The organism is Pelagibacterium lacus (assembly GCF_003345525.1).
GTDB lineage: Bacteria > Pseudomonadota > Alphaproteobacteria > Rhizobiales > Devosiaceae > Pelagibacterium > Pelagibacterium lacus.
This window is the reverse complement of sequence record NZ_QQNH01000012.1, coordinates 1-23,444: the sequence shown is the minus strand read 5'-3', so window position 1 is coordinate 23,444 and position 23,444 is coordinate 1. Positions and strand designations below refer to the sequence as shown.

General features: G+C 65.7%; 22 protein-coding genes. 10 read left to right on the top strand and 12 right to left on the bottom strand.

Annotated features, from left to right (window positions below):
• Positions 1-18: 18 nt before the first annotated feature.
• On the top strand, positions 19-1,521 hold the full coding sequence (locus tag DVH29_RS09840) for a tetratricopeptide repeat-containing diguanylate cyclase (protein ID WP_158541627.1): 1,503 nt from the start codon (positions 19-21) through the stop codon (positions 1,519-1,521).
• A 46-nt stretch (positions 1,522-1,567) separates the two neighbouring features.
• Here DVH29_RS09840 and DVH29_RS09835 read toward each other — a convergent pair whose 3' ends face one another.
• The 4 genes from DVH29_RS09835 to DVH29_RS09820 form a co-directional block, all read right to left on the bottom strand.
• Positions 1,568-2,797 carry a serine hydrolase domain-containing protein gene (locus tag DVH29_RS09835; RefSeq protein ID WP_114646003.1) on the bottom strand — a complete coding sequence of 410 codons (1,230 nt, stop codon included), beginning with the start codon at positions 2,795-2,797 and terminating at the stop codon, positions 1,568-1,570.
• Positions 2,798-2,954: 157 nt separating this feature from the next.
• On the bottom strand, positions 2,955-4,163 hold the full coding sequence (locus DVH29_RS09830; protein WP_114646002.1) for a CCA tRNA nucleotidyltransferase: 1,209 nt from the start codon (positions 4,161-4,163) through the stop codon (positions 2,955-2,957).
• The gene (locus DVH29_RS09825) at positions 4,153-4,785 is read right to left on the bottom strand and encodes a CoA pyrophosphatase (protein ID WP_114646001.1); all 633 of its coding nucleotides are present in this window, start codon (positions 4,783-4,785) and stop codon (positions 4,153-4,155) included. Before DVH29_RS09825 ends, DVH29_RS09830 begins: the two co-directional genes overlap by 11 nt.
• 15 nt (positions 4,786-4,800) lie before the next feature.
• The gene (locus DVH29_RS09820) at positions 4,801-5,340 is read right to left on the bottom strand and encodes a GNAT family N-acetyltransferase (RefSeq protein ID WP_114646000.1); all 540 of its coding nucleotides are present in this window, start codon (positions 5,338-5,340) and stop codon (positions 4,801-4,803) included.
• Positions 5,341-5,627: 287 nt separating this feature from the next.
• Between DVH29_RS09820 and DVH29_RS09815 the strand changes: the two genes are divergently transcribed.
• A complete protein-coding gene (locus DVH29_RS09815) occupies positions 5,628-6,590 on the top strand; it encodes a glutathione S-transferase family protein (RefSeq protein WP_114645999.1) in 963 nt (320 codons plus the stop codon).
• Here DVH29_RS09815 and DVH29_RS09810 read toward each other — a convergent pair whose 3' ends face one another.
• Positions 6,591-7,055, bottom strand: a complete 465-nt coding sequence (locus DVH29_RS09810; RefSeq protein ID WP_199562565.1) for an NUDIX domain-containing protein — start codon at positions 7,053-7,055, stop codon at positions 6,591-6,593.
• Between the two features lie 98 nt (positions 7,056-7,153).
• On the opposite strand from DVH29_RS09810, the gene DVH29_RS09805 reads away from it, so the two are divergent.
• From DVH29_RS09805 to DVH29_RS09790, 4 genes are read left to right on the top strand one after another with little or no spacing between them, the layout of a single operon-like run.
• The gene (locus DVH29_RS09805) at positions 7,154-8,044 is read left to right on the top strand and encodes a metallophosphoesterase family protein (protein WP_114645998.1); all 891 of its coding nucleotides are present in this window, start codon (positions 7,154-7,156) and stop codon (positions 8,042-8,044) included.
• Between the two features lie 52 nt (positions 8,045-8,096).
• Positions 8,097-9,431 (top strand): MurL-like N-terminal domain-containing, encoded by a 1,335-nt coding sequence (locus DVH29_RS09800; RefSeq protein WP_114645997.1) that lies wholly within the window; start codon positions 8,097-8,099, stop codon positions 9,429-9,431.
• Positions 9,421-10,707 (top strand): UDP-N-acetylmuramoyl-L-alanine--D-glutamate ligase, encoded by a 1,287-nt coding sequence (murD, locus tag DVH29_RS09795; RefSeq protein ID WP_114645996.1) that lies wholly within the window; start codon positions 9,421-9,423, stop codon positions 10,705-10,707. The genes DVH29_RS09800 and murD overlap by 11 nt, the downstream gene beginning before the upstream one ends.
• Positions 10,704-11,030, top strand: coding sequence for a DMT family transporter (locus DVH29_RS09790; protein ID WP_114645995.1), 327 nt, complete (start codon positions 10,704-10,706; stop codon positions 11,028-11,030). Before murD ends, DVH29_RS09790 begins: the two co-directional genes overlap by 4 nt.
• 20 nt (positions 11,031-11,050) lie before the next feature.
• Here the strand turns inward: DVH29_RS09790 and DVH29_RS09785 are convergent, their stop codons facing one another.
• The 6 genes from DVH29_RS09785 to DVH29_RS09760 form a co-directional block, all read right to left on the bottom strand.
• A complete protein-coding gene (locus DVH29_RS09785; protein WP_114645994.1) occupies positions 11,051-11,323 on the bottom strand; it encodes a hypothetical protein in 273 nt (90 codons plus the stop codon).
• 42 nt (positions 11,324-11,365) lie between these two features.
• On the bottom strand, positions 11,366-11,791 hold the full coding sequence (gene mce, locus DVH29_RS09780; RefSeq protein WP_114645993.1) for a methylmalonyl-CoA epimerase: 426 nt from the start codon (positions 11,789-11,791) through the stop codon (positions 11,366-11,368).
• Positions 11,788-13,905: a methylmalonyl-CoA mutase gene (scpA, locus tag DVH29_RS09775; RefSeq protein WP_114645992.1), complete on the bottom strand. Its 2,118-nt coding sequence runs from the start codon at positions 13,903-13,905 to the stop codon at positions 11,788-11,790. Before scpA ends, mce begins: the two co-directional genes overlap by 4 nt.
• On the bottom strand, positions 13,905-15,905 hold the full coding sequence (gene accC, locus DVH29_RS09770; RefSeq protein ID WP_114645991.1) for an acetyl-CoA carboxylase biotin carboxylase subunit: 2,001 nt from the start codon (positions 15,903-15,905) through the stop codon (positions 13,905-13,907). Before accC ends, scpA begins: the two co-directional genes overlap by 1 nt.
• The gene (locus tag DVH29_RS09765) at positions 15,905-16,360 is read right to left on the bottom strand and encodes an endonuclease domain-containing protein (protein ID WP_114645990.1); all 456 of its coding nucleotides are present in this window, start codon (positions 16,358-16,360) and stop codon (positions 15,905-15,907) included. The genes accC and DVH29_RS09765 overlap by 1 nt, the downstream gene beginning before the upstream one ends.
• 86 nt (positions 16,361-16,446) lie before the next feature.
• Positions 16,447-17,979 (bottom strand): acyl-CoA carboxylase subunit beta, encoded by a 1,533-nt coding sequence (locus tag DVH29_RS09760; RefSeq protein WP_114645989.1) that lies wholly within the window; start codon positions 17,977-17,979, stop codon positions 16,447-16,449.
• Positions 17,980-18,140: 161 nt separating this feature from the next.
• Here DVH29_RS09760 and DVH29_RS09755 point away from each other — a divergent pair, with 161 nt between their 5' ends.
• Positions 18,141-18,566 (top strand): hypothetical protein, encoded by a 426-nt coding sequence (locus DVH29_RS09755; RefSeq protein ID WP_114645988.1) that lies wholly within the window; start codon positions 18,141-18,143, stop codon positions 18,564-18,566.
• A gap of 38 nt (positions 18,567-18,604) precedes the next feature.
• Here DVH29_RS09755 and DVH29_RS09750 read toward each other — a convergent pair whose 3' ends face one another.
• The gene (locus DVH29_RS09750; protein ID WP_114645987.1) at positions 18,605-20,335 is read right to left on the bottom strand and encodes a tetratricopeptide repeat protein; all 1,731 of its coding nucleotides are present in this window, start codon (positions 20,333-20,335) and stop codon (positions 18,605-18,607) included.
• 395 nt (positions 20,336-20,730) lie between these two features.
• On the opposite strand from DVH29_RS09750, the gene DVH29_RS16195 reads away from it, so the two are divergent.
• From DVH29_RS16195 to DVH29_RS09740, 3 genes are all read left to right on the top strand, one after another.
• Positions 20,731-20,916 (top strand): hypothetical protein, encoded by a 186-nt coding sequence (locus tag DVH29_RS16195; RefSeq protein WP_147276053.1) that lies wholly within the window; start codon positions 20,731-20,733, stop codon positions 20,914-20,916.
• A 118-nt stretch (positions 20,917-21,034) separates the two neighbouring features.
• A complete protein-coding gene (gene otsB, locus DVH29_RS09745) occupies positions 21,035-21,832 on the top strand; it encodes a trehalose-phosphatase (RefSeq protein WP_114645986.1) in 798 nt (265 codons plus the stop codon).
• Positions 21,829-23,349, top strand: a complete 1,521-nt coding sequence (locus DVH29_RS09740; protein ID WP_114645985.1) for an alpha,alpha-trehalose-phosphate synthase (UDP-forming) — start codon at positions 21,829-21,831, stop codon at positions 23,347-23,349. The genes otsB and DVH29_RS09740 overlap by 4 nt, the downstream gene beginning before the upstream one ends.
• Positions 23,350-23,444: the final 95 nt, after the last annotated feature.

Here is a 23,444-nt window from a genome sequence, read left to right as displayed (position 1 = left end):
GTGGATCGGTGCTGGGCAATGGGGAACACCGGCAATTGCCAGTCGGGGCTGGTCGCGGCTGGTTTGCTGTCTCGTCTGGCCGATATCGCGGGAGACGACAGGGCGGCGGCGGAAGCGTCGAGCCAGATCGCCTGGTTCTGCCTGCAACTGGGCCTGCCCGATCGGGGCCATGACGCCGCGATCGCGGCCAAGCGGGCCTGGGTCAAGCTCCGAGACATACGCGGTCAGGCCATCGCCAGTTCCATCCTCAGCTGGCTGCTCGTCGAGATGGGCCTTGTCGACGAAGCCTTTATCGAGGCGGCGCACGGGCTCGACCTGGCCGAGCGCCAGGGCCATCGGGACGTCCTGGCGTTTGCCCGCAACGCCAAGGCCGTCACTTATCTCTATTGCCGCCAGGACCATCTGGCGCTTCCGCTTCTGGAGGAGGCGCTCGAGACCCTGCGGCCTGGCGAAGCGCCCTCGCTCCGATCCCTGGTTCTGACCAACCTCGCCTACTCCCAGGTGTCTCTTGCGGAAGCGGCGGAACTGGCGGGCGATACGGCAGCGGGGCACGCATGGCGCATCAAGGCCATTGCGACAAACAATCTGGCGATCGCCACGGCGTCGGGGTGTGGGGATTTGTGGAATCTGCGTACCGCATTGTGCAACGGCGCCGAATATCATGTCTGCCTGGGCGAGATCGGCCTGGGGGAACACTATCTCGACCGATGGCTGCAACTGCCTGGCGACATCGGCCTGCGATCGCGGATTCACTATCTCTACACGCGCGGGGAACTGCTGACCAAGGCGGATCGCCTTCACGAAGCACTCGCCGTTTGCCAGACGGCCGCCGACCTTGCCGAAAACCACAAGCAGGCGGATCACAAGGCCAATACGAGCCGCAGATTAGCCGAGGTCTTCGAAGCCCTGGGCGACCATGAGGCAGCGCTCAGGCACTACAAGCGTTTCCACGCGGCTTTCGAGGCCCAGATGGGCGAGACGACCCGCCGCCGCGCGCAACATGTCGAGAGCACATTGGAAAATGAGAAACTTCGGGACGAGGCCACGACGCTCCGCTTTCAGGCGCAGCACGACGTCCTCACCGGGCTTCCCAACCGGCGCAGCTTCGAGGCAGCGCTCCTGAAGCTGGAGGACACGCAGTTCTGCCTGGCCATCCTTGATCTGGATCGCTTCAAGGCCGTCAACGACAACCACTCCCATGTGGTTGGCGATGCCGTTCTCAGAAAGACTGCGGAAATTCTGGCACAATGCGGTGCGCTGACGGCGTTCCGGCTCGGGGGCGAGGAATTCGCCCTGCTCTTTGTCGATCAATCGCTTGCCGAGGCAAGCGTCGAGGCCGAAGAGGCCCGCCTGAAGATCGCGGAATGCGACTGGGCCGTCCTGTCGCCCGGCCTCGCTGTCACCGCCAGCATCGGCCTTGCGTGCTCGACCAGCAATACCTTTCCCAAGCTGATCGAGGCCGCGGACAGATTGCTATACCGTGCCAAGGCGGAGGGGCGGAACAAACTCGTGGCGGGCTGACGTCATGCCCCCCGGCCAGGGACCGGGGGGGATAGTGCGTGTGGCCTCAGAGTTCGGCGGCGATCGCGTCGAAATAGTCGAGATAGGAAATGTGCTCCTGGCCGGTGGGCTTGGACTGCGCCCCGGTCACGGCGATCACGATATTTTTGGCCGGGTTGATATAGACGGCCTGCCCTTGGATGCCGATCGCCATATAGGCGCCATCGGCGATGGCCGGCTCGGTCCATCCCGTCCACCACATATAGCCATAGTCGAGCGGGTCGCCATTGCTCAGCGTCTTGGCCGTGCTGGCTTCCTCGGTCCAGCCCTCGGGCAGCACCTGCTCGCCATCGATCACCCCGCCTTCGAGGAAGAACTGGCCGAAGCGCGCGAAGTCGCGCAGCGTGGCGCTGAGCCCGCTGCCGCCGATCTCCACCCCATCGGGGGAATCGAGCCACCACACGGCGTCCGCCTCCATGCCATAGGGCACCCATATCTGCTCGGAGAGGTAGTCCGAGAGGGGCCGGCCCACGGCACCATAGACGATTTCCCCCAGCACCTGGGTTTCGCCGGTGCTGTAATTGTTGACGCTGCCCGGCTCGGCGGCGCGCGGCAGGGCGGCCATCACCGCCATGGCCCCGCCCGGCTCCTGCGCGATCTGCGCCCGCAACAGGTCGCGGCGGTCCGATTGCGGATCGGTATAGGTCTCGTTCCACTGGACGCCCGAGGACATCATGAGCACGTCGCGGACCGTCACCCCGTCATAGGCCGAGCCGGCCAGCGCCGGCACGAAATCGACCACCTGGGAATCGAGGCTTTCGATATAGCCGTCCTGGATCGCCGCCCCCACCAGGGTCGAGGTGATCGACTTGGCCACCGACATGGACATCCAGCGCGTGGCGGGCGTATTGCCCCGCTGATAGGTCTCATAGACCACTTCGCCATCCTTGAGCACCAGCATGCCGGTGACGCTGTTGGCCGCGAGGAAATCATAGAGGTCATAGGTCCGCCCGCCGATCTGGGCGCGGACATTGCCCATCTGCTCGGCCGCCACCGGTAGTTCCGAGGGCGTATCCCCCGCCGCGATCACCCGGGTGGGGAATAGGCGATGGATGTTGCGGAAGGTGTTGACGGCCAAATCGGGCTCCAGCGCCCCGTCATAGATCTGCTCCACCGTACCGATGGGCTCGTCCTCATGCGGATAGGCCGCATCCTGGGCCAGGGCACCGCCCCCCAGCGCGCCGAGCACGAGAACCGAAGCCGCTCCCCAAAGAGCGCCTTTACGCAAACTGTTCATGATTCCTCCACCGCCGTTTTCCGGCACCGCTTGATTGCACTGCAGCAGAAGACCGGCCTGCTTGAACCGCCATAGGCCGAAAGTTCAATTGCCGGAGATTTCGGCGGCGCGGCGGGCATCGATGGGTGGAAGCGGTAACACTTGCCCCCAATCCATGTTACCGCTTCCACCCACGCGCCAGGGCGAGCAGCGCCGCTTGGTCCGGAACGCAATCGCTCTCGAGCCAGGCCGCTTCCAGCCTGGCCAGCACCGCGCCGAGCTCAGGCCCCGGCGCGAACCCGATGCCGATCAGGTCGGCGCCCCCTATGGGGAATTTTCGCCCGACAAACGGCTCCGCCCGCTCCATTCCCGCTCGCACCCAGCCGTCCTCCCGGTCGGCCAGGGCCGCGGCGATCAGCAGCGCGTCCAGCGCCTCCGGCCCATGGCGATAGCCCAGTTCGGCCCAATGCTCCCTCGCCGCCAGCGCCGCCCCCTCGGCGCGGTCCCGCGCCCCCGCGATCACCGCATTGGACAGCCGCCACAACCCCTGCATGCGGTCGAGCCCGCCGCCCCGCGCCGCCATCAGCCCCAGCCGGGACCCAACGCCGGCGGGCGCCGCAAGGCCTTCGAGCCGGCACAGGGCGTGAAGGGTTTCGGCATCGAACAGCCCCCGATCGAGCACCCCGATCCGCACCATGGTCTCCAGCGTCAGCGCGCAATGGCGCGCGGCCAGGAGGCGCAGCATCTCGGCCCCGACCCGCTCGGCCGAGACGAGGTCCAGCGTCCCCGCCGCCCGTTCGCATGCCGCCAGCGCCGGCGGGTCGAACGCCTGTTCCCCATGGGTCACGGCGAAACGGAAATAGCGATAGACCCGCAGCCGGTCCTCGGCGATGCGCGCATCGGGATCGCCGATGAACCGCACCCGGCCGGCCAGGCAATCCTCCAATCCCTCAAGCGGATCGAACAGCGTGCCGTCGCCATTGGCATAGAGCGCGTTCATGGTGAAATCGCGCCGCGCCGCATCCCGCCGCCAATCGGTGCCGAACGCCACCCGCGCCTTGCGCCCGAAGGTCTCGACGTCCTGGCGCAGCGTGGTCACCTCCGCCGTCTGCCCCTCAAGCACCAGCGTCACCGTGCCATGGTCGATGCCGGTGGGATGCGCCGTAAGCCCGGCGGCCTCGGCCCGCGCCACCACCTGCTTGGGCAGCAGTTCGGTGGCGAGGTCGAGATCGGCGCCCCCCGGCTCGCGGCCGAGCAGCGTGTCGCGGACGATGCCGCCTACCGCCCGCGTCCGCCCCAACTCGCCATCCAGCACGGCGAGAAACGGGCGGGCCCGGCCCAGCCAGCCCGCCCCGCGCAGCCGCGCCAGCGCCGCGTCACGGCGCATGGCCTGCCTCCCCGGTCAGCACATGATCGCGGAACCGGCGCGTGAGATTGGCGGTGATCCCCCAGATGCGGTGCCCCCCATGGTCGATCTGCCAGCTCTGGCGCACCTGCCCCTGGAAATGCAGGCGATAGTGGCCATAGCTCTTGGGCGCCATCAGCGTCTCGACCGGCACCTCGAAGACTGCGTCGACCTCGCCCGGATTGGGGATGAACGGCCCGCTGGGCTCGACCACCGCCACCACAGGGGTGATGAAATAATTGGTGCCGGTATAATAATAGGGCATGAACCCTAGCACTTCGGCATCCTGCGGATCGAGCGCGATCTCCTCATTGGCCTCGCGCAGCGCCGCATAGCTCGCGTCGTGATCCTCAGGGTCGATCCGCCCGCCGGGAAACGCCACCTGCCCCGAATGCTTGCGCAGGCCCGTCGCCCGCTCGGTATAGAGCACCGTATAGCCCATCGGCCGGCGCACCAGCGCAATCAGCACCGCCGCCGGCACCGGCGGCCGCCCGTCGAGTTCCTGAAGCTGGAAATCGGGAACCAGATCATGGGCATCCGGCATGGGCTCGGGGTGCAGCAGCAACCGCGAAGCGATCGCCGCGATATCGCCGTCAAACCTCATAGATGCCGTGTCCTATTAAACCCAGGGCCCCACATTGCCGGCCAGCACATCCTTCAGCCCCGCATCCGGTGCCAGCACCAGGACACGCTCCGGATCGACCGGGCCGGGAAACCGGATGGCCCGCAACACGGTCTTTTCGAAGCCCAGCGGACCATAATAGGCAAAATCGCCCACCAGCAGCACAAAGGCAATACCGTCCCGCGCCAAAGCGAGGTCGCACACATGGCGCACCAACGCCCGCCCGGCGCCTTGCTTGCGGTAAGCCGGGTCGGTCATCAGCGGACCCAGCATATAGCCCTTCACCCCGCCGATGGCGATGGGCGTCATCCGCACCGATGCGGCCCGCTCGCCTTTGACCTCGGCGATATGGGAGAGCGACGGGTCGACGCCGATCCGCTCGCGCACCCGGTAGGCGGCACGCGCGAAGCGTCCGGGCCCGAACGAGATCTCGTGCAGGGCTTCGATCCAGCCATCGTCCTCGGGCAATTCCGGCCGGATGGACAGGGCGTCAGGCGTAGGGATGGTCTCGGCCGCGAGCGGCGAAAGTGCGGTCATTGATCGGATATTCCATATCGAACGGGGCAATACGACGGCATCATCGCGCCACTGGGGGCGCGGTCTAAAGTCGTCGAATATCGCGCTCGATCCGGATCATGGTCGTGAACTGCTCCAACTGGCCGATCGCTCCTGTACCATTCCCGCCCGCCCGGGTCCATCACAATCATCGCCGCCCCCATGCCGGACGAAAGGAAACGCGGTGTTCACGATCCGGCGGTTAATCCCGGCGAACAATCGGCCTAGATTGTCGTTACGCATTGCAACGATGATTTAGGAGAATCCCCATGGGGCAGTTGATCGACGGCAAATGGTCCACCGAGTGGTACGACACCAAATCGACGGGCGGAAAGTTCAAGCGCTCGCAGGCCGCCTTCCGCAACTGGGTCACCGCTGACGGCAGTCCCGGTCCCTCCGGCCAGGGCGGATTTGCCGCCGAAAGCGGCCGCTACCATCTTTACGTGTCCTATGCCTGTCCCTGGGCGCATCGTACCCTGATCTTCCGCGCCCTCAAGGGGCTCGAGGACCATATCACCGTGTCGTCCGTTTCGCCCAAGATGCCCGACGAGACCGGCTGGGCCTTCACCGGCGAAATGGGCTCGGACAAGGACCCCATCCACGGCGCCGATTATCTCTGGCAGGTCTATGCCAAGGCCATGCCCGACTATTCCGGGCGCGTCACCGTCCCGGTGCTGTGGGACAAGAAGACCGGCTCCATCGTCTCCAACGAGAGCTCGGAGATCATCCGCATGTTCAATTCGGCCTTCAATGGCCTGACCGGCAACACCCTCGACTTCTACCCCGAGGCCAAGCGCGCCGAGATCGACGCCATCAACGAGTGGGTCTATTCCGACATCAATAACGGCGTCTACAAGGCCGGCTTCGCCACCACCCAGGAGGCCTATACCGAGGCCGTCACCGCGCTCTTTTCGGCGCTCGACCGGGTCGAGGACATCCTCTCCCGCCAGCCCTTCCTCGCCGGCGACGCCGCCACCGAAGCCGATTGGCGCCTCGTCACCACGCTGATGCGCTTCGACGCCGTCTATGTCGGCCATTTCAAGTGCAATATCCGGCGCATCGCCGACTATCCGCACCTGCAGGCCTATCTCAAGACCCTCTATGAATGGCCCGGCGTGGCCCCCACGGTCCGCATCGACCACATCAAGACCCATTATTACTGGAGCCACATCACCATCAACCCGACCCGGATCGTTCCCGAAGGCCCGGTCCTCGCCTATGTCGGTGCATAGTCACCAATTGGGATGAATGGGCGCCTCTCCGGCGATCTCGGCCAGCCGCCGCCGCGCGGACGGGCTGAGATCGTCGGGGAGCGCATCGAGCGCCAGCCAGCCGATCTCGGCGATCTCGCGGCCGGGCGCAAACGCCCGCGCCATCTCGGCGCCCTCCACGACGAACAGCGCCACGTGGTCGCGGTCGGTATAGAGCACCGAATGGTACATGGCGAACAGCCGCATCGGCCCGGCGACCGCATATCCCGTTTCTTCGAGGACTTCCCGCCGCCCCGCCTGCTCCAGCGTTTCCCCCGGATCGACCCCGCCGCCGGGCAATTGCCAGCCGGGCGAATAGGTGTGGCGCACCATGAGCACCTTTCCCTCCATGACCACCGCCACCCGCGCGCCCAGCGTCATGTGCTTGTAGAGCCCCACGGCCCGCAGCATCAGCGAGAATTTCAGCCGGTCGAACCAGTCGGTCATGCGCGCTCCTCATGCGTCCACCCGCCCCATGACAAATTGCGGCGATTGCGGCAATCGGTCATTTTCTTGCCGCAGCGCCCGTGGCAATAGTGCGATCCATGATCACGCTCGCCCATATTTCCGACATCCACCTCTCCCCGCTGCCCCGAATCGCCCTGCGGGACCTGATGTCCAAGCGCCTCACCGGCTGGCTCAACTGGCAGCTCAAGCGCGGACGCGGCATGCGGCGTGACACGCTTTCCGCCCTCATCGCCCATCTCAAGGCCGAGGCGCCCGACATGACCGCCATCACCGGCGATCTGGTCAATCTGGCCCTCGACGACGAGGCGGCCCGCGCCGCCAATTGGCTGGCCGCCCTCGGGTCGCCGCAATCGGTCTGCGCCATCCCCGGCAATCACGACGCCTATGTGCGCGGCGCGCTCGACACCGCACTGGCCGCCTATGGTGACTATATGCGCGGCGAGACGCTCGACAAGAACCCCTTCCCCTATGTCCGCCGGCTGGGCGATATCGCCCTTGTGGGCGTGTCGAGCGCCATCGCCACCCCGCCCTTCTTCGCCGCCGGCAAGGTCGGGGCCGAGCAATTGGCGCGGCTGCGCAAGCTGCTGCATCTTCTGGGCGACGCCAATTATTTCCGCGTCGTGATGATCCATCACCCGCCCTATGCCGACTATGCCAGCTCCCGGCGCAAGGGATTGTGGGACGCCGGCGCGTTCCGCGCCGTCCTCCAGCAAGTGGGCGCCGAGATGATCCTGCACGGTCATACCCACGTCTCCTCGATCAACGCCATAGACGGGCTGGCGGGGGAAATCCCCGTCATCGGCGTCGCCGCTGCCTCCGCTTCCCCCGAGGGCCATGACGCGCCGGGGCGCTACAATCTGTTCCGCATCGAAAAGGTCGGCACCGCCTGGTCGTGCATGATGCGCGAATACGGCTATCAGCGCATTGGCGACGACATCGCCATGCGGCTGCAAATGCGCATATATTAGCGGCAATCCCGTGATTCAAAATCCGCGCCCGATGGGGGCGCAAGGCAGTTCAGTGACCGAAATCAGCTTCATCATCGACAGGCCCCGCTTCGACCCCGAAACCGGCGAAGCGCGGTTCACCTATGGGCTGTCCGGGCACCGTTTCACCGAAATCCTCCGTTTCCCCCGCGAAACCCTGCGCCCCGCCGTCGACCAGACCGCGGCCTTTCGCAACCTGCTCGATCTCACCGCCGCCGTGCTGGGGGTGAGCTATTTCAAGCTGCTCGCCCCGTTCGATATCGACGCCACCGCCCTGTCGCTGACTGCCGAACAGCACCGCTTCCTCATCGACGTCTATGAAAACGGCCTCGGCGAATTCTACGCCCGCAACGATCTCAAGCGCTTCGGCCGGCTGCGCCTCGCGGGCGACGCCGTTCCCCCGCACGCCGATCGCCCCGAGCTCGGCGACCGCACCCTCGTCCTGATCGGCGGCGGCAAGGATTCCCTCGTCAGCGTCCAGCTGCTCGAAGCGGCCGGAGCGGAGATGACCCTTTTCGCCGTCAACCCCAAGGGCCCCATCCTCTCCTCCGCCGAGCGCTCCGGCCACCCGCTGATCGCCGTCGAGCGGGTTCTCGATCCGGAAATGATCGCGCTCAACGGCCGGCCGGGCTATTACAACGGCCACGTGCCCTCCACCGCCATCAATTCGATGATCGCCGCCCTTGCCGCGCTGCTCTACGGCTATTCCAGCATCGTCCTCTCCAACGAGCGCTCGGCCAGCGAGGGCAATATCGAATTCGACGGGCGCGAGGCCAATCATCAATATTCCAAATCCCTCGATTTCGAACGCGCCATCCGCGACACGCTCGCATCGGCCACTGGTGGCGCTCTGGCGTATTTCTCCCTGCTGCGCCCCTATTCCGAGGCCCGCATCGCCCGCCTCTTCGCGCGCAGCACCCGCTATGACGACGTCTTTTCCAGCTGCAACCGCAATTTCCGCCTCGCCGGCCATGACGGGTCACTCTGGTGCGGCCAGTGCCCGAAATGCCATTTCGTCTTTCTCATCTTCGCGCCGGAAATGACCCGCGATCGGCTGATCAAGATTTTCGGCCGCAACGTGCTCGACGATCCCGCGGCCGTCGCGCCCTATCGCGAGCTGACCGGGCTCTCCGGGCACAAGCCCTGGGAATGCGTGGGCGAGATTCTCGAGGCCGCCGCCTGCCTGTGGCGCATCGCCGGCCACCCCGACTGGCGCGATGCCATCGTCGTCAAAACCCTCCGGCCCGAGCTGGAGGCCTTTTACGGCGCCGCGCGGCTCGAAGCGGCCCATGCCGAGCTGATGGCCGACAGCGCCGAACACCTCATCCCTGCCTCAGTCGAAAACGCGGTGGCTCCCCATGCACATTGAAGGTCCCGTCCTCCTCTATGGCGCCGGCCGCGAGGCCCGCTCGACCGCAGCGTTCCTCAAACGCCGCTATCCCGAACTCGACCTCTACGTCACCACCGATGACGGCGAGGCGGTGCTGGAGGGCGCCACCTGGATTCCCCCCGAGGCCGCCCATGACGTCGACCGCTTCGGCCTCATCGTCAAGAGCCCCGGCGTGTCGCTCTATAAGCCCATTTTCCGCACCGCGATGACCAAGGGCGTGCCGGTCACCTCCAACCTCAATCTCTGGGGCGCCCATTTCCGCGAGGGTCGCACCGTGGTCGCCATTTCCGGCACCAAGGGCAAGTCCACCACCGCCACCCTCGTCCATCTGATGCTGACCCATTCGGGGATCGACGCCATCCTCGCCGGCAATGTCGGCATCCCGCCGCTCGACGCCGCCGACAAGGCGCGGACAGTGGTCCTCGAACTCTCCTCCTACCAGACCGCCGACATCGATTTCGCCCCCGACATCGCGGCGATCTCCAATCTCTATCCCGAGCATGTGGACTGGCATGGAGGGCTCGACACCTATTACCGCGACAAGCTCAACCTCATCGCCAAGGGCCCCGGTCTGGTGGCGATCGGCCCGCAGGCCGCCACCGTCGAGCGCGTCAAGGCCGCCATTCCCGCCGGCACCCGGCACGTCCCCCCGCTCGATATCGAATTCAGCGACGACATCCTCATGGCGGCGATGAAGTCGCGCCTCAAGGGGGCCCACAATCATGACAATGCCCGCCTCGCCGCCGCCATCGCGCTGGCCGCCGGAGCGACGCGCGAGGGCATCTTCAAGGGCATCGAGGCCTTCATCCCCCTGCCCCACCGCCTCGAGGAACTGCAGATCGGCAATATCCTCTTTGTCGACGATTCCATCTCCACCACCCCCGAAGCCACCAAGGTCGCCCTCGCCGCCTATAAGGGCCGCCAGATCGCCCTGATCGCCGGCGGGCACGAGCGGCAGCAGGACTATGCCGACCTCGCCAATCTCATGGGCCTGACCAGCGTCACCATGCTGTGCTGCCTGCCGGTCACCGGCATGCGGCTGGCCCGGCTGGTGGCCGAGAACACCGCCATCCCCGTCGCCGAATGCTCGACGCTGGACGAGGCCATGCAGGCCCTCGCCAATGCCGGCGGCATCTTCGATACGGTCATCCTCTCGCCCGGCGCCCCGAGCTACAACCAGTTCAAAAATTTCGAGGAACGCGGCGACCGCTTCAAGGCGCTGGCCCGGCAGATCTTCGGGGGCGAAGCCCCATGACCTATGTCTATCTCATCTGCGCCATCATCGCCGAAGTGATCGCCACCTCGGCCCTCAAGGCCGCCGATGGCTTCACCAATCTGGTGCCCTCGATCATCGTTGCCGTGGGCTATGCCGCCGCCTTCTATTTCCTGTCCCTTACCCTGAGGACGCTGCCCATTGGCATCGCCTATGCCATCTGGTCGGGGCTGGGCATCGTCCTCATCTCGGTGGCGGGCTGGATTCTCTACAAGCAGGCCCTCGACCTGCCCGCCATCATCGGCATGGGGCTGATCATCGCCGGCGTCGTCGTCATCAACGCCTTCTCGCGTGCCGGGCACTGAAGACAAAACAAGGAGTTGGGTCAGGCCAGCTTGGAAAAGCTCGCATATTGCTGTTCCATCTCGGCCTGCATTTCCTTGACCTTCGTTTGCAAGCGGCTCTGGGCACTCTGCGCCGCCAGTTCGCCAATGCCCTGGCTCTGCATGGTCTGGGCGACCTGAAAGCCCGCCGCCGCGGAATTCATCCGGTTGATGCGTTCGGCCGACGCCTTTCGCTTCTGCTTGGCAAGCTGGATGTCCTGCCAGGCCGATTTCTTGGTCACCCAATTCATCTTCTTGAAGCCGATGCTCGTCATGGGCGAGAGCCTAGGCCACATCGATTAAGGATCGGTTAGGTCCTATGAGGCTTCGAATTCAGGCTTGACCTCTTCGAGTTCGATCAGCGTCCCGTCGAAATCCTTGGGATGAAGGAACACCACGGGCAGGCCATGCGCCCCGATGCGCGGCCGCCCGTCGCCCAGGACCCGCGCGCCCTCCTCGGAAAGGCGCCGCACCGCCATGACGATATCGGTCACCTCATAGCAGATGTGATGCATGCCGCCATCCGGGTTGCGCGCCAGAAAGGCCGTGATCGGCGAATCGTCCCCCAGGGGCTCAAGCAGTTCCACCTTGGTGTTGCCCGCCTCGACAAACACCACCCGCACCCCGTGCTCGGGCAGCTCCTGCACCGCCGAAACCCGCGCCCCCAACACGTCGCGATAGCGCCGGGCCGCCCTTTCGAGATCGGGCACCGCGATGGCGATATGGTTGACCCGGCCGATCATCGGTTGCTCAGCCTCCCCTCTATGGCATTGAGGACCGCGAGCGCGGCCTCCAGCACATTGGTGCCCGGCCCGAAGATATCGACCACCCCGGCCTGCCGCAGGAAATCATAGTCCGCGGGTGGGATCACCCCGCCCACCACCACCGCGACCTCGCCGAGCCCCTGCGCGCGCAGCGCCGCGATCAGTTCGGGCACTAACGTCTTGTGCCCGGCCGCCAGCGAGGAGACTCCCACCGCATCGGCGGCCAGCGCCCCGACCTGCGCCGCCACTTCCTGCGGCGTCTCGAACAGGCTGCCCATATGGACGGCGAACCCCAGATCGGCGAAGGCGGTGGCGATCACCTTGGCGCCCCGGTCGTGCCCGTCCTGCCCCATCTTGGCGATGAATACCGAAGGCGCCCGCCCATTGGCCGCCGCAAAGCCCGTGATCCGCTCCCGAACCGCCTCATATTCCGGATCACCCGCATAGCGCTCGGAATAGACCCCCGACAGCACCCGCGTCGTCGCGCCATAGCGGCCGAACACGTCCTCCATGGCCTGGGAGATTTCCCCAAGCGTCGCCCGTGCCCGTGCCGCGCCGATTGCGGCTTCCAGTAGATTGCCCTCCGCGTTCGCCGCATGACGGCGCAGGGCGTCGAGCGCCGCACGGCATTCGGCTTCGTCCCGCCCGGCCCGGACGGTTTCCAGCCGCCGGATCTGCGCCGCCCGCACCCTTGCATTGTCGATATCGAGGGTTTCGATGGGCTCCTCTGCCTCGCGGCGATAGCGGTTGACCCCGACGATCACCTCCTCGCCCCGGTCGATCGCCGCCTGGCGCAGCGCCGCCGCCCGTTCGATGGCCAGCTTGGGTTCGCCCGATTGCACCGCCTCGGTCATGCCGCCCCGCGCTTCCACCTCGTCGATCAAGGCCTGCGCCTTCTCCACCAGTTGCCGGGTCAGTTCCTCGACATAGTAAGAGCCGCCCAAGGGGTCGACCGCATCGGTCACCCTTGTTTCATGCTGCAGGATCAATTGCGTGTTGCGCGCGATCCGCGCCGAGGTTTCGGTCGGCAGCGCGATGGCCTCGTCGAAGGAATTGGTGTGCAGGCTCTGGGTGCCCCCCAGCACCGCCGCCATGGCCTCGAATGCCGTGCGCACCACATTGTTGTAGGGGTCCTGCTCGGTGAGCGAAACACCCGAGGTCTGGCAATGGGTGCGCAGCATCTTCGAGCGCGGGTCCTGCGCGCCCAGATCGGTCATGATCTGCGACCACAAGGTCCGCGCCGCCCTGAGCTTGGCGATCTCGACGAAGAAATTCATCCCGATGCCGAAAAAGAACGACAGCCGCCCGGCAAAGGCGTCGATATCGAGTCCCCGCGCCTGCGCCGCCCGCACATAGTCCATGCCGTCGGCCAGCGTATAGGCAAGCTCCTGCACTGCCGTCGCCCCCGCCTCGTGCATATGATAGCCGGAGATGGAGATCGAGTTGAATTTCGGCATGTGCCGCGCCGTATAGGCAATGATGTCGCCTACGATCCGCATCGAAGGCTGGGGCGGATAAATATAGGTGTTGCGGACCATGAACTCCTTGAGAATGTCGTTCTGGATGGTCCCCGAAAGCTCGGCCGGCGCCCCCCCCTGCTCCTCCGCCGCGACGATGAACATAGCCAGCACTGGGATCACCGCCCCGTTCATGGTCATCGATACGCTCATCTTGTCGAGCGGAATGCCCTCGAAGAGAATCTTCATGTCCTCCACCGAGTCTATGGCCACGCCCGCCTTGCCCACATCGCCCGTGACGCGCGGATGGTCGCTGTCGTACCCGCGATGGGTGGCGAGGTCGAAGGCGACCGAAAGCCCCTTCTGCCCCCCTTCCAGCGCCTTGCGGTAGAATCTGTTGCTATCCTCCGCCGTCGAGAAGCCGGCATATTGCCGGATCGTCCACGGCCGGTTGGCATACATGGTCGCCCGCACCCCGCGCGTGAACGGCTCTACCCCCGGGATCGCGCCATCGGCCCCGAAATAGACCGGCTCGACCGCGATTCCCCCATAATCGCGGCGCAGATGATCGAGCGGAACCTCACGCAATTCCGTCTGTGCGATATGGGACCAGATCTCCCGCGGCGGCCTCTCCATCACACCGCCTCGAATTCCATGATCACCGCGTCCACCGCCAAGACGTCGCCGGCCACCGCGTTGAGCTGGCTCACCCGCGCCCGCCGTTCGGCCCGCAGCACGTTCTCCATCTTCATCGCCTCGACCACCGCCAGCGTCTGGCCCTCCTCGACTACCTCGCCCTCGGCGACATCGATCCGCACCACCTGCCCCGGCATGGGGCAAATGAGGAAGCGGCTGAGATCGGGCGGTGCCTTCTCCGGCATGTGCACCATCAAATCCGCCACATGCGGCAGCACCACCTTGGCCACGAGGTCCGCCCCGCGATAGCGCATGCGAAATCCCGAGGTGATCCGGTCCATGCGCACATAGAGGGTGCGGCCGTCGATTTCGGTAGCCGTCAGGCTCGCCCCAGGCTGCCAGCCATCCTCGATCAGCAACGGCTGGCCCTTGTCGGTCATCAGCACGAAGGAATCGCCGGATTTGGGAATGGAGAAATCCCACCGCCGCCCATCGATGATGACGCTGCGCTCGGCGATCACATGCGCATTGGTAACGGCGCCCGGCTCGACAAAGCCCCGTGTTTCGAGCTGGAACGCCGCCCGGCAGGCCAGCGCCGCCAAGGCCAGCAGTGTCTCGTCGTCCGGCGCCGCGCCGGCAAACCCCTCGGGGAACTCGTCGGCGATGTAATTGGTGCTGAGCCGCCCGGCGCGGAAGCGCTCCTGTTCCAGCACGCTGGCAACGAAGGGGATATTGTTACCCACCCCTTCGAGCACGAACTGGTCCAGCGCCGCCGACAACCCGTCGATCGCCTCGGCCCGGTCCGGCGCCCAGGTGACCAGCTTGGCGATCATCGGGTCGTAATAGGGACTGATCTCCGCCCCCTCATAGACCCCGGTGTCGTTGCGCACCACCAGATGCGCCGAGGCCTCCTCGGCCGGCGGGCGATAGCGTTTCAGCCGCCCGGTCGAGGGCAGGAAATTGCGATAGGGGTCCTCGGCATAGATGCGCGCCTCGATCGCCCAGCCATTGAGCGCGACATCCTCCTGCCGCCAGCGCAGCTTCTCGCCATTGGCAATCCGCAGCATCTCCTCGACCAGGTCCAGCCCCGTCACCAGTTCGGTCACCGGGTGCTCGACCTGCAGCCGCGTGTTCATTTCGAGGAAATAGAAATTGCGGTCCTTGTCGACGATGAATTCGACCGTGCCGGCACTCACATAATTGACCGCCTTGGCCAGCGCCACCGCCTGCGCCCCCATCTCGGCCCGCGTCCCGGGGTCGAGGAATGGCGACGGCGCTTCCTCGATCACCTTCTGGTTGCGCCGCTGGATCGAGCATTCGCGCTCGCCCAGATGGATGCAATTGCCCATGGCATCGGCAAGCACCTGGATTTCGATATGGCGCGGCTCCTCGATATATTTCTCGATGAAGATGCGATCGTCGCCGAAGGACGACGCCGCCTCCGATTGCGAGCGCTCGAAGGCTTCTGCGACCTCGCCGTCCGAGCGCGCGATCCGCATCCCCTTGCCGCCGCCGCCTCCCGAGGCCTTGATCATCACCGGATAGCCGATCGCCCCGGCGATGCGCCGTGCCTCGGCCGCGTTCGCGACGAGCCCCATATGCCCAGGAACGGTTGAAACCCCGGCTTCGGCGGCGATGCTTTTCGAGGTGATCTTGTCCCCCATCGCCTCGATGGCCTTTACCGGCGGCCCGATGAAATAGATCCCCTCCTGCCGCAGCCTTTCAGCAAAGGCCGGGTTCTCCGAGAGGAAACCATAGCCCGGATGCACCGCCTGCGCCCCACTCGCCCTGCAGGCCGCGACGATCTTTTCGATATCGAGATAGCTCTGGCTGGCCGGCGCCGCCCCGATATGGACGGCCTCATCGGCCATCCGCACATGCAGGCCATCGCGGTCCGCATCGGAATAGACCGCGACCGTCCCGATCCCCATCCTCCGCGCCGTCTTGATCACCCTGCAGGCGATTTCCCCGCGATTGGCTATGAGAATTTTCGAAAACATCAGGCTTGAGCCTTCCGCAAACGGGGTTCGATGGTACGCAAATGTCGGTCGATCTCCATCAGGACACCATCCGAATTGGTCAGAACGTCGATATTGGAAAACCGCAGCACATCGTAACCGCGCTCCTTGAGATAGCCATCCCGCTTTGCATCGGCCGTCCTACCCATTGCGGTGAAATGCTGCCCGCCATCGACCTCGATGATCACCTTGGCATGGTGACACGCAAAATCCGCCACATAGGCGCCGATCTGCACCTGCTTGCGGAAATGATATCCGCCCGTTCGGTACGGAAACAACAGCCGCCACATGCGGATTTCCGCATCCGTGGGCACGGCTCGCAATCGTTGGGCAAGCGTCTTGTTCACCTCATCGATCGGCTTTCGCCGATCCCCCCTCCCATCCTCCCCCGCAAGGGGGGAGGTGTCGCGTTGCGGCATTGGCACGGCATTCGCCATTTGTCGGAAACCCTCGCCAAGCCAAAGAAGCACCCTCCCCTTGACGGGGAGGGATGGGGAGGGGTGGAGCCCCACCCCCACCCCCCTCACAACGGAATATTCCCATGCTTTTTCCGCGGCATGTGCACCTGCTTGTTCTTGAGGCTCTCGAACGCCCGTGCCACCCGCCGCCGCGTGTTATGCGGCATGATCACATCGTCGATGAACCCCCGCTCCGCCGCCACGAACGGGTTGGCGAAGCGGTCCTCATATTCCCGCGTCCGCGCCGCGATCCTTTCGGGGTCCCCCAGCTCCGAGCGATAGAGGATTTCCGTCGCACCTTTCGCGCCCATCACGGCGATTTCCGCGCTCGGCCAGGCATAGTTCACATCCGCACGGATATGCTTTGAGGCCATCACGTCATAGGCCCCGCCATAAGCCTTTCGCGTGATCACCGTCACCTTGGGCACGCTCGCCTCCGCATAGGCGAACAAGAGCTTGGCCCCATGCTTGATGATCCCGCCATATTCCTGCGCCACCCCGGGCAGAAATCCCGGCACGTCGACAAAGGTCAGGATCGGGATGTCGAAACAGTCGCAGAAGCGGATGAACCGCGCCGCCTTCTTGCTGGCATTGATGTCCAGGCACCCGGCCAGCACCATGGGCTGGTTGGCCACCACCCCCACCGTCTCGCCATTGAGCCGGATGAAGCCCACGAGGATATTGCCCGCATGCTCCTTCTGGAGCTCGAGGAATTCCCCCTCATCGGCGATTTTCTCGATCACCTCCGCCATGTCGTAAGGAGTATTCGCATTGGCCGGGATCAGCGTGTCGAGACTGTCCTCGCGCCGGTCGATCTGGTCGTTTGACTGGACGCGCGGCGCCTTCTCCCGCGCCGAGAGCGGCAGGAAATCGAACAGCCGCCGCACTTCCAGCAGCGTCTCGATATCGTTCTCGAACGCCGCATCGGCCACCGAGGAGAGTCGCGTATGGGTCGAGGCCCCGCCCAGTTCCTCATGGGTCACCGTCTCGTTGGTGACGGTCTTGACCACATCCGGCCCGGTGACGAACATGTAGCTGGTGTCCTTCACCATATAGATGAAGTCGGTCATGGCCGGGGAATAGACCGCCCCGCCGGCGCAGGGCCCCATGATCACCGAGATCTGCGGCACCGCGCCCGAGGCCTGCACATTGCGCCAGAACACTTCCGCATAGCCGCCCAGCGAGGCCACCCCCTCCTGGATGCGCGCCCCGCCGGAATCGTTGAGCCCGATCACCGGCGCCCCGTTCTGCACGGCCAGGTCCATGATCTTGCAGATCTTTTGCGCATGGGTTTCCGAAAGCGACCCCCCGAACACGGTGAAATCCTGCGAGAACACATAGGCCAGCCGGCCGTTGATGGTCCCCCACCCGGTCACCACCCCATCCCCGGGAATGACCTGCTCCCCCATGCCGAAATCGCGTGCCCGATGGGTGACGAACATGTCGTATTCTTCAAAACTGCCCGGATCGAGCAACACCGCCAGCCGCTCCCGCGCCGTCAGCTTGCCCTTCGAATGCTGCGTATCGATCCGCCTTGCCCCACCGCCCTGCCGGGCCTGCTCGCGCCGTCTTTCCAGCGCGTCGATAACGTCCTGCATGCGAACCCTCCGTTGCACGGGACCAGACTAGCGCTTTGCGCAGGATTTTCGAGATATTTTCGAAGCGGCCCGCTCGACGTCATCGGGAGCAAACGCGCCGCTTTCCGAAACCCGTCATTCGGCGTAGGAAACCGTGACACGAAAAATCGAGAGAAACACGCATGCGACATAGCTGGGCCGTGGCACGCTGGGTGCCTTTCGCCGTCATCAGCATTGCGAGCCTTTGGGCTTCGGCGCGCACTACACAAGGCTATCGCGCCCCGATCTTCGACTGGGACATCAGTGGGCCGGCCATCGCCAACGCGCTGACCAAGATGCCGCATATCACCTCGATGCTCATGATCTTCCTCCTCGCTGTGCTAGCGGTCGGGATCGGCCGGCTCTGGCTGGCGGCGCTGTTGACCTTCGTGGTGGGTATAGGATGGGAAGTGGTGCAGATGCCCACCATCGGCAACAATCCCCGGCTCGCCGATCTGGCGCCCGACCTGGTTGGCATCGGTCTCGGCTGGATCATCGTGGCGTTTGGAGCCATGCTCTGGCGACGCTTCCGACCGGCCGGCGAGAGACCGGATGCCGGCAGGGCGTGATCGTCGGATAACCGTTCCCCCAAAGCCGGCGCTTCGCCTCAGAAGGGATCGGTCAGCCGGTCGAGCGGCATGCCGGCCGAAAGGATGCCGCTGGAAATCCGCCGCATCAATTCGCTGTCGGCAATGCGCTGGCGCAGGGCGGGCAGAATGCCCAGCCGCCGATAGCGCTCGCTGGCCAGCAGCCGCGGCATATAGGCGTTGACCACATTGGCGTCGCGCAAGGCGCCGCCCGCCGCCACCATCACCGCCGCGCCCAGTTCGGGCAGGCTGCGCACCATGAACTGGCCCTGGGCGATCGCCCGTGCGTAATCGCCCCGGCGCAGCGCCTCCAGCGTCGGCACCGTATGGTAGAAATCGGGCGGATCGGCCTCGGCCTCCAAAATCCTCGTGGCGAGGCTCTGCGCCAGCGGCCAGTCGCCCAAAAGGGCGTTGATATAGGCGTAATCGGCCATCACATCGATCATGGCCGGGTTGAGCTGCATGGCCGTGTTGTAGAAATCGCGCGCGCTCCCCACTTCGCCGGCCAGAAAGGCCACATACCCGCGCGCCGCCCAGTTGAAGGCGCTGATCGGCTCGAAATCGATGGCGAGGTCGGCGAGGCGCTGCCCTTCCTCGAGCAGGGCCGCCCCCTCATCGAGATCGGCCCCCAGCCGCCAGCCCCGGTCTGCGGTGAGCAGCGCCACGATGGCCGTGCTTTCCGAATCCTCCTCCCCCATGCCCTGCCGCGCGCAGGCCTCGACCCGCACCGGGTCGATCAGGGCCTGCCGCCAGCGCAGCAGATTGTAGGCGGCCATGCACGGATAGGGCTCGAAAACCCCGTCCTCCGCTCCAGCGCCGTCCAGCCAGGCCCGTACGGTTTCGTGCAGCGGCCCCCTGGAATTGCCCAGCCGCATCGCGAGTTGCGCCGATGTGGCCTGCAACTGGGCGTTGTCGGCGCCCAGCGGGGCCGCGATCTCGTAGCTGGCCAGCACCGCCGCCTGCGGCATCTGCCGCAGGATGGCGCTGTAGAGCAGCCCTTCCGGCCCGTGCCGCACCACCCCCGACAGGATGAAAATGGCGTCGCTCTTATCCATGTCGGCCTGCGTCACGGCGGCCTGCGCCCCGCCATAGCGGGCCATAAGGTCGGGGAACAGGTTGAGGTCCGTCACCAGTTCCACCGCCAGCGGCATCGCCTGGCCGTCGGCGGTGTGGTTTTCGAATTCCTCGACGATCACCAGCGGCATGCGGGGCTGGTCATGGGCATGGCCGGTGCGCTGGCCCAGTTCGGGCCAGTACCAGAGCGCCACGAGCAGCAGGAGAAGGGCGAGGGTTCCAGCCGCCCATAGCGCCTTGCCGGCCCGGCCGCTCCCGCCGGCCGGCTCCGTTCCCTCCGGCCCGGCCGGCGCCGGGATGGGCGGCGCCGCGTCCGCCCCACCCTGCCTTGGGAGAAATTGCGGCACATAGCGGCCGCGCGGAATCGCGATCTGCATCGATGACTGCCCCAACCCGGACGCGTTGAACCTCTCCAGCAAGCGCCGCAGCCGCTGCGCCTGCACACGCACGATCGGGTCGGTCTGCGGGTCGAAATCCTCCCCGCGCCCGAACACGTCGACGGCGATGGAATAGGCCTTGATCGATTCGCCCTCACCGCGCAGGGCGGCCACCACCACATAGGTGAGGAAGGCCGAAAGCTGCGGCGAACGGCGTAAGGGTTCCCACGCGGTCAGTTCGGCCAGCGCCGCACGAACCGCCTCCTCTTCCTCCCTGCCTGACTCACCCCCGTCCGGCAATGGCGTTCCTCCCGGGCGGCACCATAGGGTCGGCGATGTAACATGTAAATTATCCGTTCGATTTACCCGCAGTTACAATGGCTAACCTTCCCCGGCCCGCCGCTTGTCGCCATAGCCGCAACCCCGGATGCGGGAAACCGCCATCCAAATCGATTCGGGCGGAGCCACTGCGTCCCCGGCTGCGCCCGATAGGGAGGAAGGGTTTTATGCAAACGTCCCCCAAGGTCGTGTTTCCCCCCTTCCTCCCGCCCCCATTTTCCCCAACCTTCACGGCGAACTTGCCAAGCGTCCTCTCCTGCGCCATTCTGCGCCCCGTGTGCGGCGTTAACGATCCGGTAACGCAGTGACGCTCGGCGGGCGTCACGGGGGAACCGGTAAGTGCTGGGAGGCCACCTATGACCACGCCACGCCTGGTTAGCCTGACCGCTCTGGCGGCCAGCCTGTTCATCGTCATCATCACTGTCACCCAGGCCAATAGCCGGACCGGTTTTACCGGTCCGCAAGCATCGGCCTCCGCCTGCTCGGGGGGTACCGAGACGCATCCCTGCGTGGAACACGCCTGGCAGGCGGCATTGCGCTGATCCCTGGCCTGGCGCGCGAAACAACCGTGCCGGGCCAACCCAGGTCAAGCCGGGGGAACCCCCCGCGCCTTGCGGCGTTCCCGATGGGAGTGCGACGCAACAGCCATTTTTATGGGTCATGCCAGACAATCTTTCCGCCATCCTCGACGCCAGTTCGGGTCCGGTGGCGATCTTTACCGATTTCGACGGTACGCTGGTCGATATTGCCCCCACCCCCGATGCCGTGATCGTCCCCGAGGCGCTCGCCACCCGGCTTGATGCGCTGTTTTCGGCGCTGGATGGGGCGCTGGCGGTGATCTCCGGCCGTGCCATCGCCGATATCGACGGCTTCCTGCCCGGCCAGCCCTTTTCCGTCAGCGGCAGCCATGGGGCCGAGCAGCGCCATGACGGCCAGGTCCGGCCCCTCGACGCCGCCACCAGCGCCCGGGCCCGCGCCATCGCCACCGCGCTGGAAACCCGCCTCGGCCCGGAGCCCGGCCTCCTGATCGAACCCAAGCCGACAGGCGTCGCCCTCCATTTCCGCGCCGCGCCGGAAAAGGAACGCCTGGTGCGCGAAGCCGTCGCTTCGGTATTGGACAGCGACGGCGACGGTTTCGAAGCCATCGACGGCAAGAAGGTGGTCGAGATCCGCCCCGCCGGCACCGACAAGGGCGGCGCCCTCGACGCCCTCATGCAATTGCCGCCCTTTCGCGGCCGCACCCCGGTGTTCATCGGCGACGATGTGACCGACGAGGACGGGTTCCGCGCCGCCGAGCGCCATGGCGGCTTCGGCATCAGGATCGGCGCCGGCCCCACCGCCGCGCGCTTCACCCTGCCCGATATCGCCGCCGTCTACGCCTATTTCGACGCCCTGATCGGGGACCGCCGCACCAAGGGGCACCGCGCCCATTCGCTCGAGGGAGGGATTGTCACATGAGTCGTCTCGTCATCGTTTCCAATCGCATTCCCGGCAAGACCCCCGCCGCGGGCGGGCTGGCCGTCGCGCTCAAGAAGACCCTGGCCGCCCGCGACGGCTTCTGGTTCGGCTGGTCCGGGGCTTTTGCCGAAACGCCGCAGAAACAGGCGAAATTCGAGACCGTCGACGGCCTGCGCATCGGCTCGGTCGATCTCACCCGCGCCGACCACCAGGGCTATTACGCCGGCTTTTCCAACTCCATCCTCTGGCCTGCCTTCCACCTGCGGCTCGATCTCACCGATATCCAGTCGCACTGGTATGAGGGCTATCGCCGGGTCAACGCGCAATTCGCCGATGCCCTGGTGCCCCATCTGCGCCCCGACGACATCATATGGGTGCATGACTACCATCTGATCCCGCTGGCCACCGAGCTGCGCCGCCGCAAGGTCGGCAACCGGATCGGCTTTTACCTGCACATCCCCTTCCCCACCCCCGACGCGCTCAGCGCCATCCCCAATCACGAGGACCTGCTCAAGGACCTCGTGGCCTATGATCTGGTGGGCTTCCAGGCCCAGCGCGACCTCGCCGCCTTCAACGAATTCGGCGTGCATGAGGAGATGTATCGCGCCGCCGGCGGCACGCCCTTCCATCTCGAGACCGGCGACACGGTGTTCGAGGCCTTCCCCATCGGCTCGGACCCCGAGGCCTTCGCCCGGCTGGCCACCAGCCCCAATGCGCAGAAGATGTATCGGAAGGTCGAGCGCGCCATGAACGGGCGCGGCGTCATCCTCGGCGTCGACCGGCTCGATTATTCCAAGGGCCTGCCCCAGCGTATCGCCGCCTATGAGAAACTGCTGGAGAACAATGCCAGCCTGCGCCGCGCCGTGCACATGATCCAGATCGCCCCGCCCTCGCGCGACACCATCCGGGAATATCAGGTGATCTCCGACGAGCTCGACAGCGCCGTGGGCCGGGTCACCGGCCGCTTCGCCGAGCCCGACTGGCTGCCCATAACCTATGTCAAGCGCACCTATTCCCAGTCCTCGCTGGCCGGGCTGTACCGCCTCGCCCGGGTCGGGCTGGTGACGCCCCTGCGCGACGGCATGAACCTCGTCGCCCATGAATATATCGCCGCCCAGAATCCGGAAAACCCCGGCGTCCTGGTCCTCTCCCGCTTCGCCGGCGCGGCCGAGATCTTCCACGAGGCGCTGATCGTCAATCCCTTCGATGCCGACGAGACCGCCGAGGCCATGCGCAGGGCGGTCATCATGCCGCTCGAGGAGCGCAAGGAGCGCTGGCACAGCCTGATGGATACGGCCCGCGCCTATAGCGTCGACAACTGGGCCGACAGCTTCCTCGCCGCGCTGGCCGGCGATGCGCCCTCATCGGGCGACACGGCGGGCGGCGAACCCGGGTCCGAGGGGCTTCTCCCCCGCTCCGGCACGCTGGGCAAGGGCTCGGCCCTGCCGCTGCAACAGGTTAACACCCAGCGCACCCACCTTCCCGGCTGGCTGCGCTCCATCCTCTCGGGAGCCTGATCGAAAAGAGGCGGCCGCTAGGTTCAATCGACATTCAGGATTCAATTCTGTCGGGGAGTGTGATTCATGGGTTTCCAGATTCAATGATCTGGAGG

Coding starts and splice junctions, on each gene's coding strand:
- murD (WP_114645996.1), top strand. CDS start 9,421: ATGCACATTGAAGGTCCCGTCCTCCTCTATGGCGCCGGCCGCGAGGCC.
- accC (WP_114645991.1), bottom strand. CDS start 15,905: ATGTTTTCGAAAATTCTCATAGCCAATCGCGGGGAAATCGCCTGCAGG.
- mce (WP_114645993.1), bottom strand. CDS start 11,791: ATGATCGGCCGGGTCAACCATATCGCCATCGCGGTGCCCGATCTCGAA.
- DVH29_RS09825 (WP_114646001.1), bottom strand. CDS start 4,785: ATGAGGTTTGACGGCGATATCGCGGCGATCGCTTCGCGGTTGCTGCTG.
- DVH29_RS09785 (WP_114645994.1), bottom strand. CDS start 11,323: ATGACGAGCATCGGCTTCAAGAAGATGAATTGGGTGACCAAGAAATCG.
- DVH29_RS09740 (WP_114645985.1), top strand. CDS start 21,829: ATGAGTCGTCTCGTCATCGTTTCCAATCGCATTCCCGGCAAGACCCCC.
- DVH29_RS09840 (WP_158541627.1), top strand. CDS start 19: ATGGGGAACACCGGCAATTGCCAGTCGGGGCTGGTCGCGGCTGGTTTG.
- DVH29_RS09835 (WP_114646003.1), bottom strand. CDS start 2,797: ATGAACAGTTTGCGTAAAGGCGCTCTTTGGGGAGCGGCTTCGGTTCTC.
- DVH29_RS09815 (WP_114645999.1), top strand. CDS start 5,628: ATGGGGCAGTTGATCGACGGCAAATGGTCCACCGAGTGGTACGACACC.
- DVH29_RS09805 (WP_114645998.1), top strand. CDS start 7,154: ATGATCACGCTCGCCCATATTTCCGACATCCACCTCTCCCCGCTGCCC.
- DVH29_RS09810 (WP_199562565.1), bottom strand. CDS start 7,055: ATGACCGACTGGTTCGACCGGCTGAAATTCTCGCTGATGCTGCGGGCC.
- DVH29_RS09820 (WP_114646000.1), bottom strand. CDS start 5,340: ATGACCGCACTTTCGCCGCTCGCGGCCGAGACCATCCCTACGCCTGAC.
- DVH29_RS09755 (WP_114645988.1), top strand. CDS start 18,141: ATGCGACATAGCTGGGCCGTGGCACGCTGGGTGCCTTTCGCCGTCATC.
- DVH29_RS09790 (WP_114645995.1), top strand. CDS start 10,704: ATGACCTATGTCTATCTCATCTGCGCCATCATCGCCGAAGTGATCGCC.
- DVH29_RS09830 (WP_114646002.1), bottom strand. CDS start 4,163: ATGCGCCGTGACGCGGCGCTGGCGCGGCTGCGCGGGGCGGGCTGGCTG.
- DVH29_RS16195 (WP_147276053.1), top strand. CDS start 20,731: ATGACCACGCCACGCCTGGTTAGCCTGACCGCTCTGGCGGCCAGCCTG.
- DVH29_RS09760 (WP_114645989.1), bottom strand. CDS start 17,979: ATGCAGGACGTTATCGACGCGCTGGAAAGACGGCGCGAGCAGGCCCGG.
- scpA (WP_114645992.1), bottom strand. CDS start 13,905: ATGGAGAGGCCGCCGCGGGAGATCTGGTCCCATATCGCACAGACGGAA.
- DVH29_RS09765 (WP_114645990.1), bottom strand. CDS start 16,360: ATGGCGAATGCCGTGCCAATGCCGCAACGCGACACCTCCCCCCTTGCG.
- otsB (WP_114645986.1), top strand. CDS start 21,035: ATGCCAGACAATCTTTCCGCCATCCTCGACGCCAGTTCGGGTCCGGTG.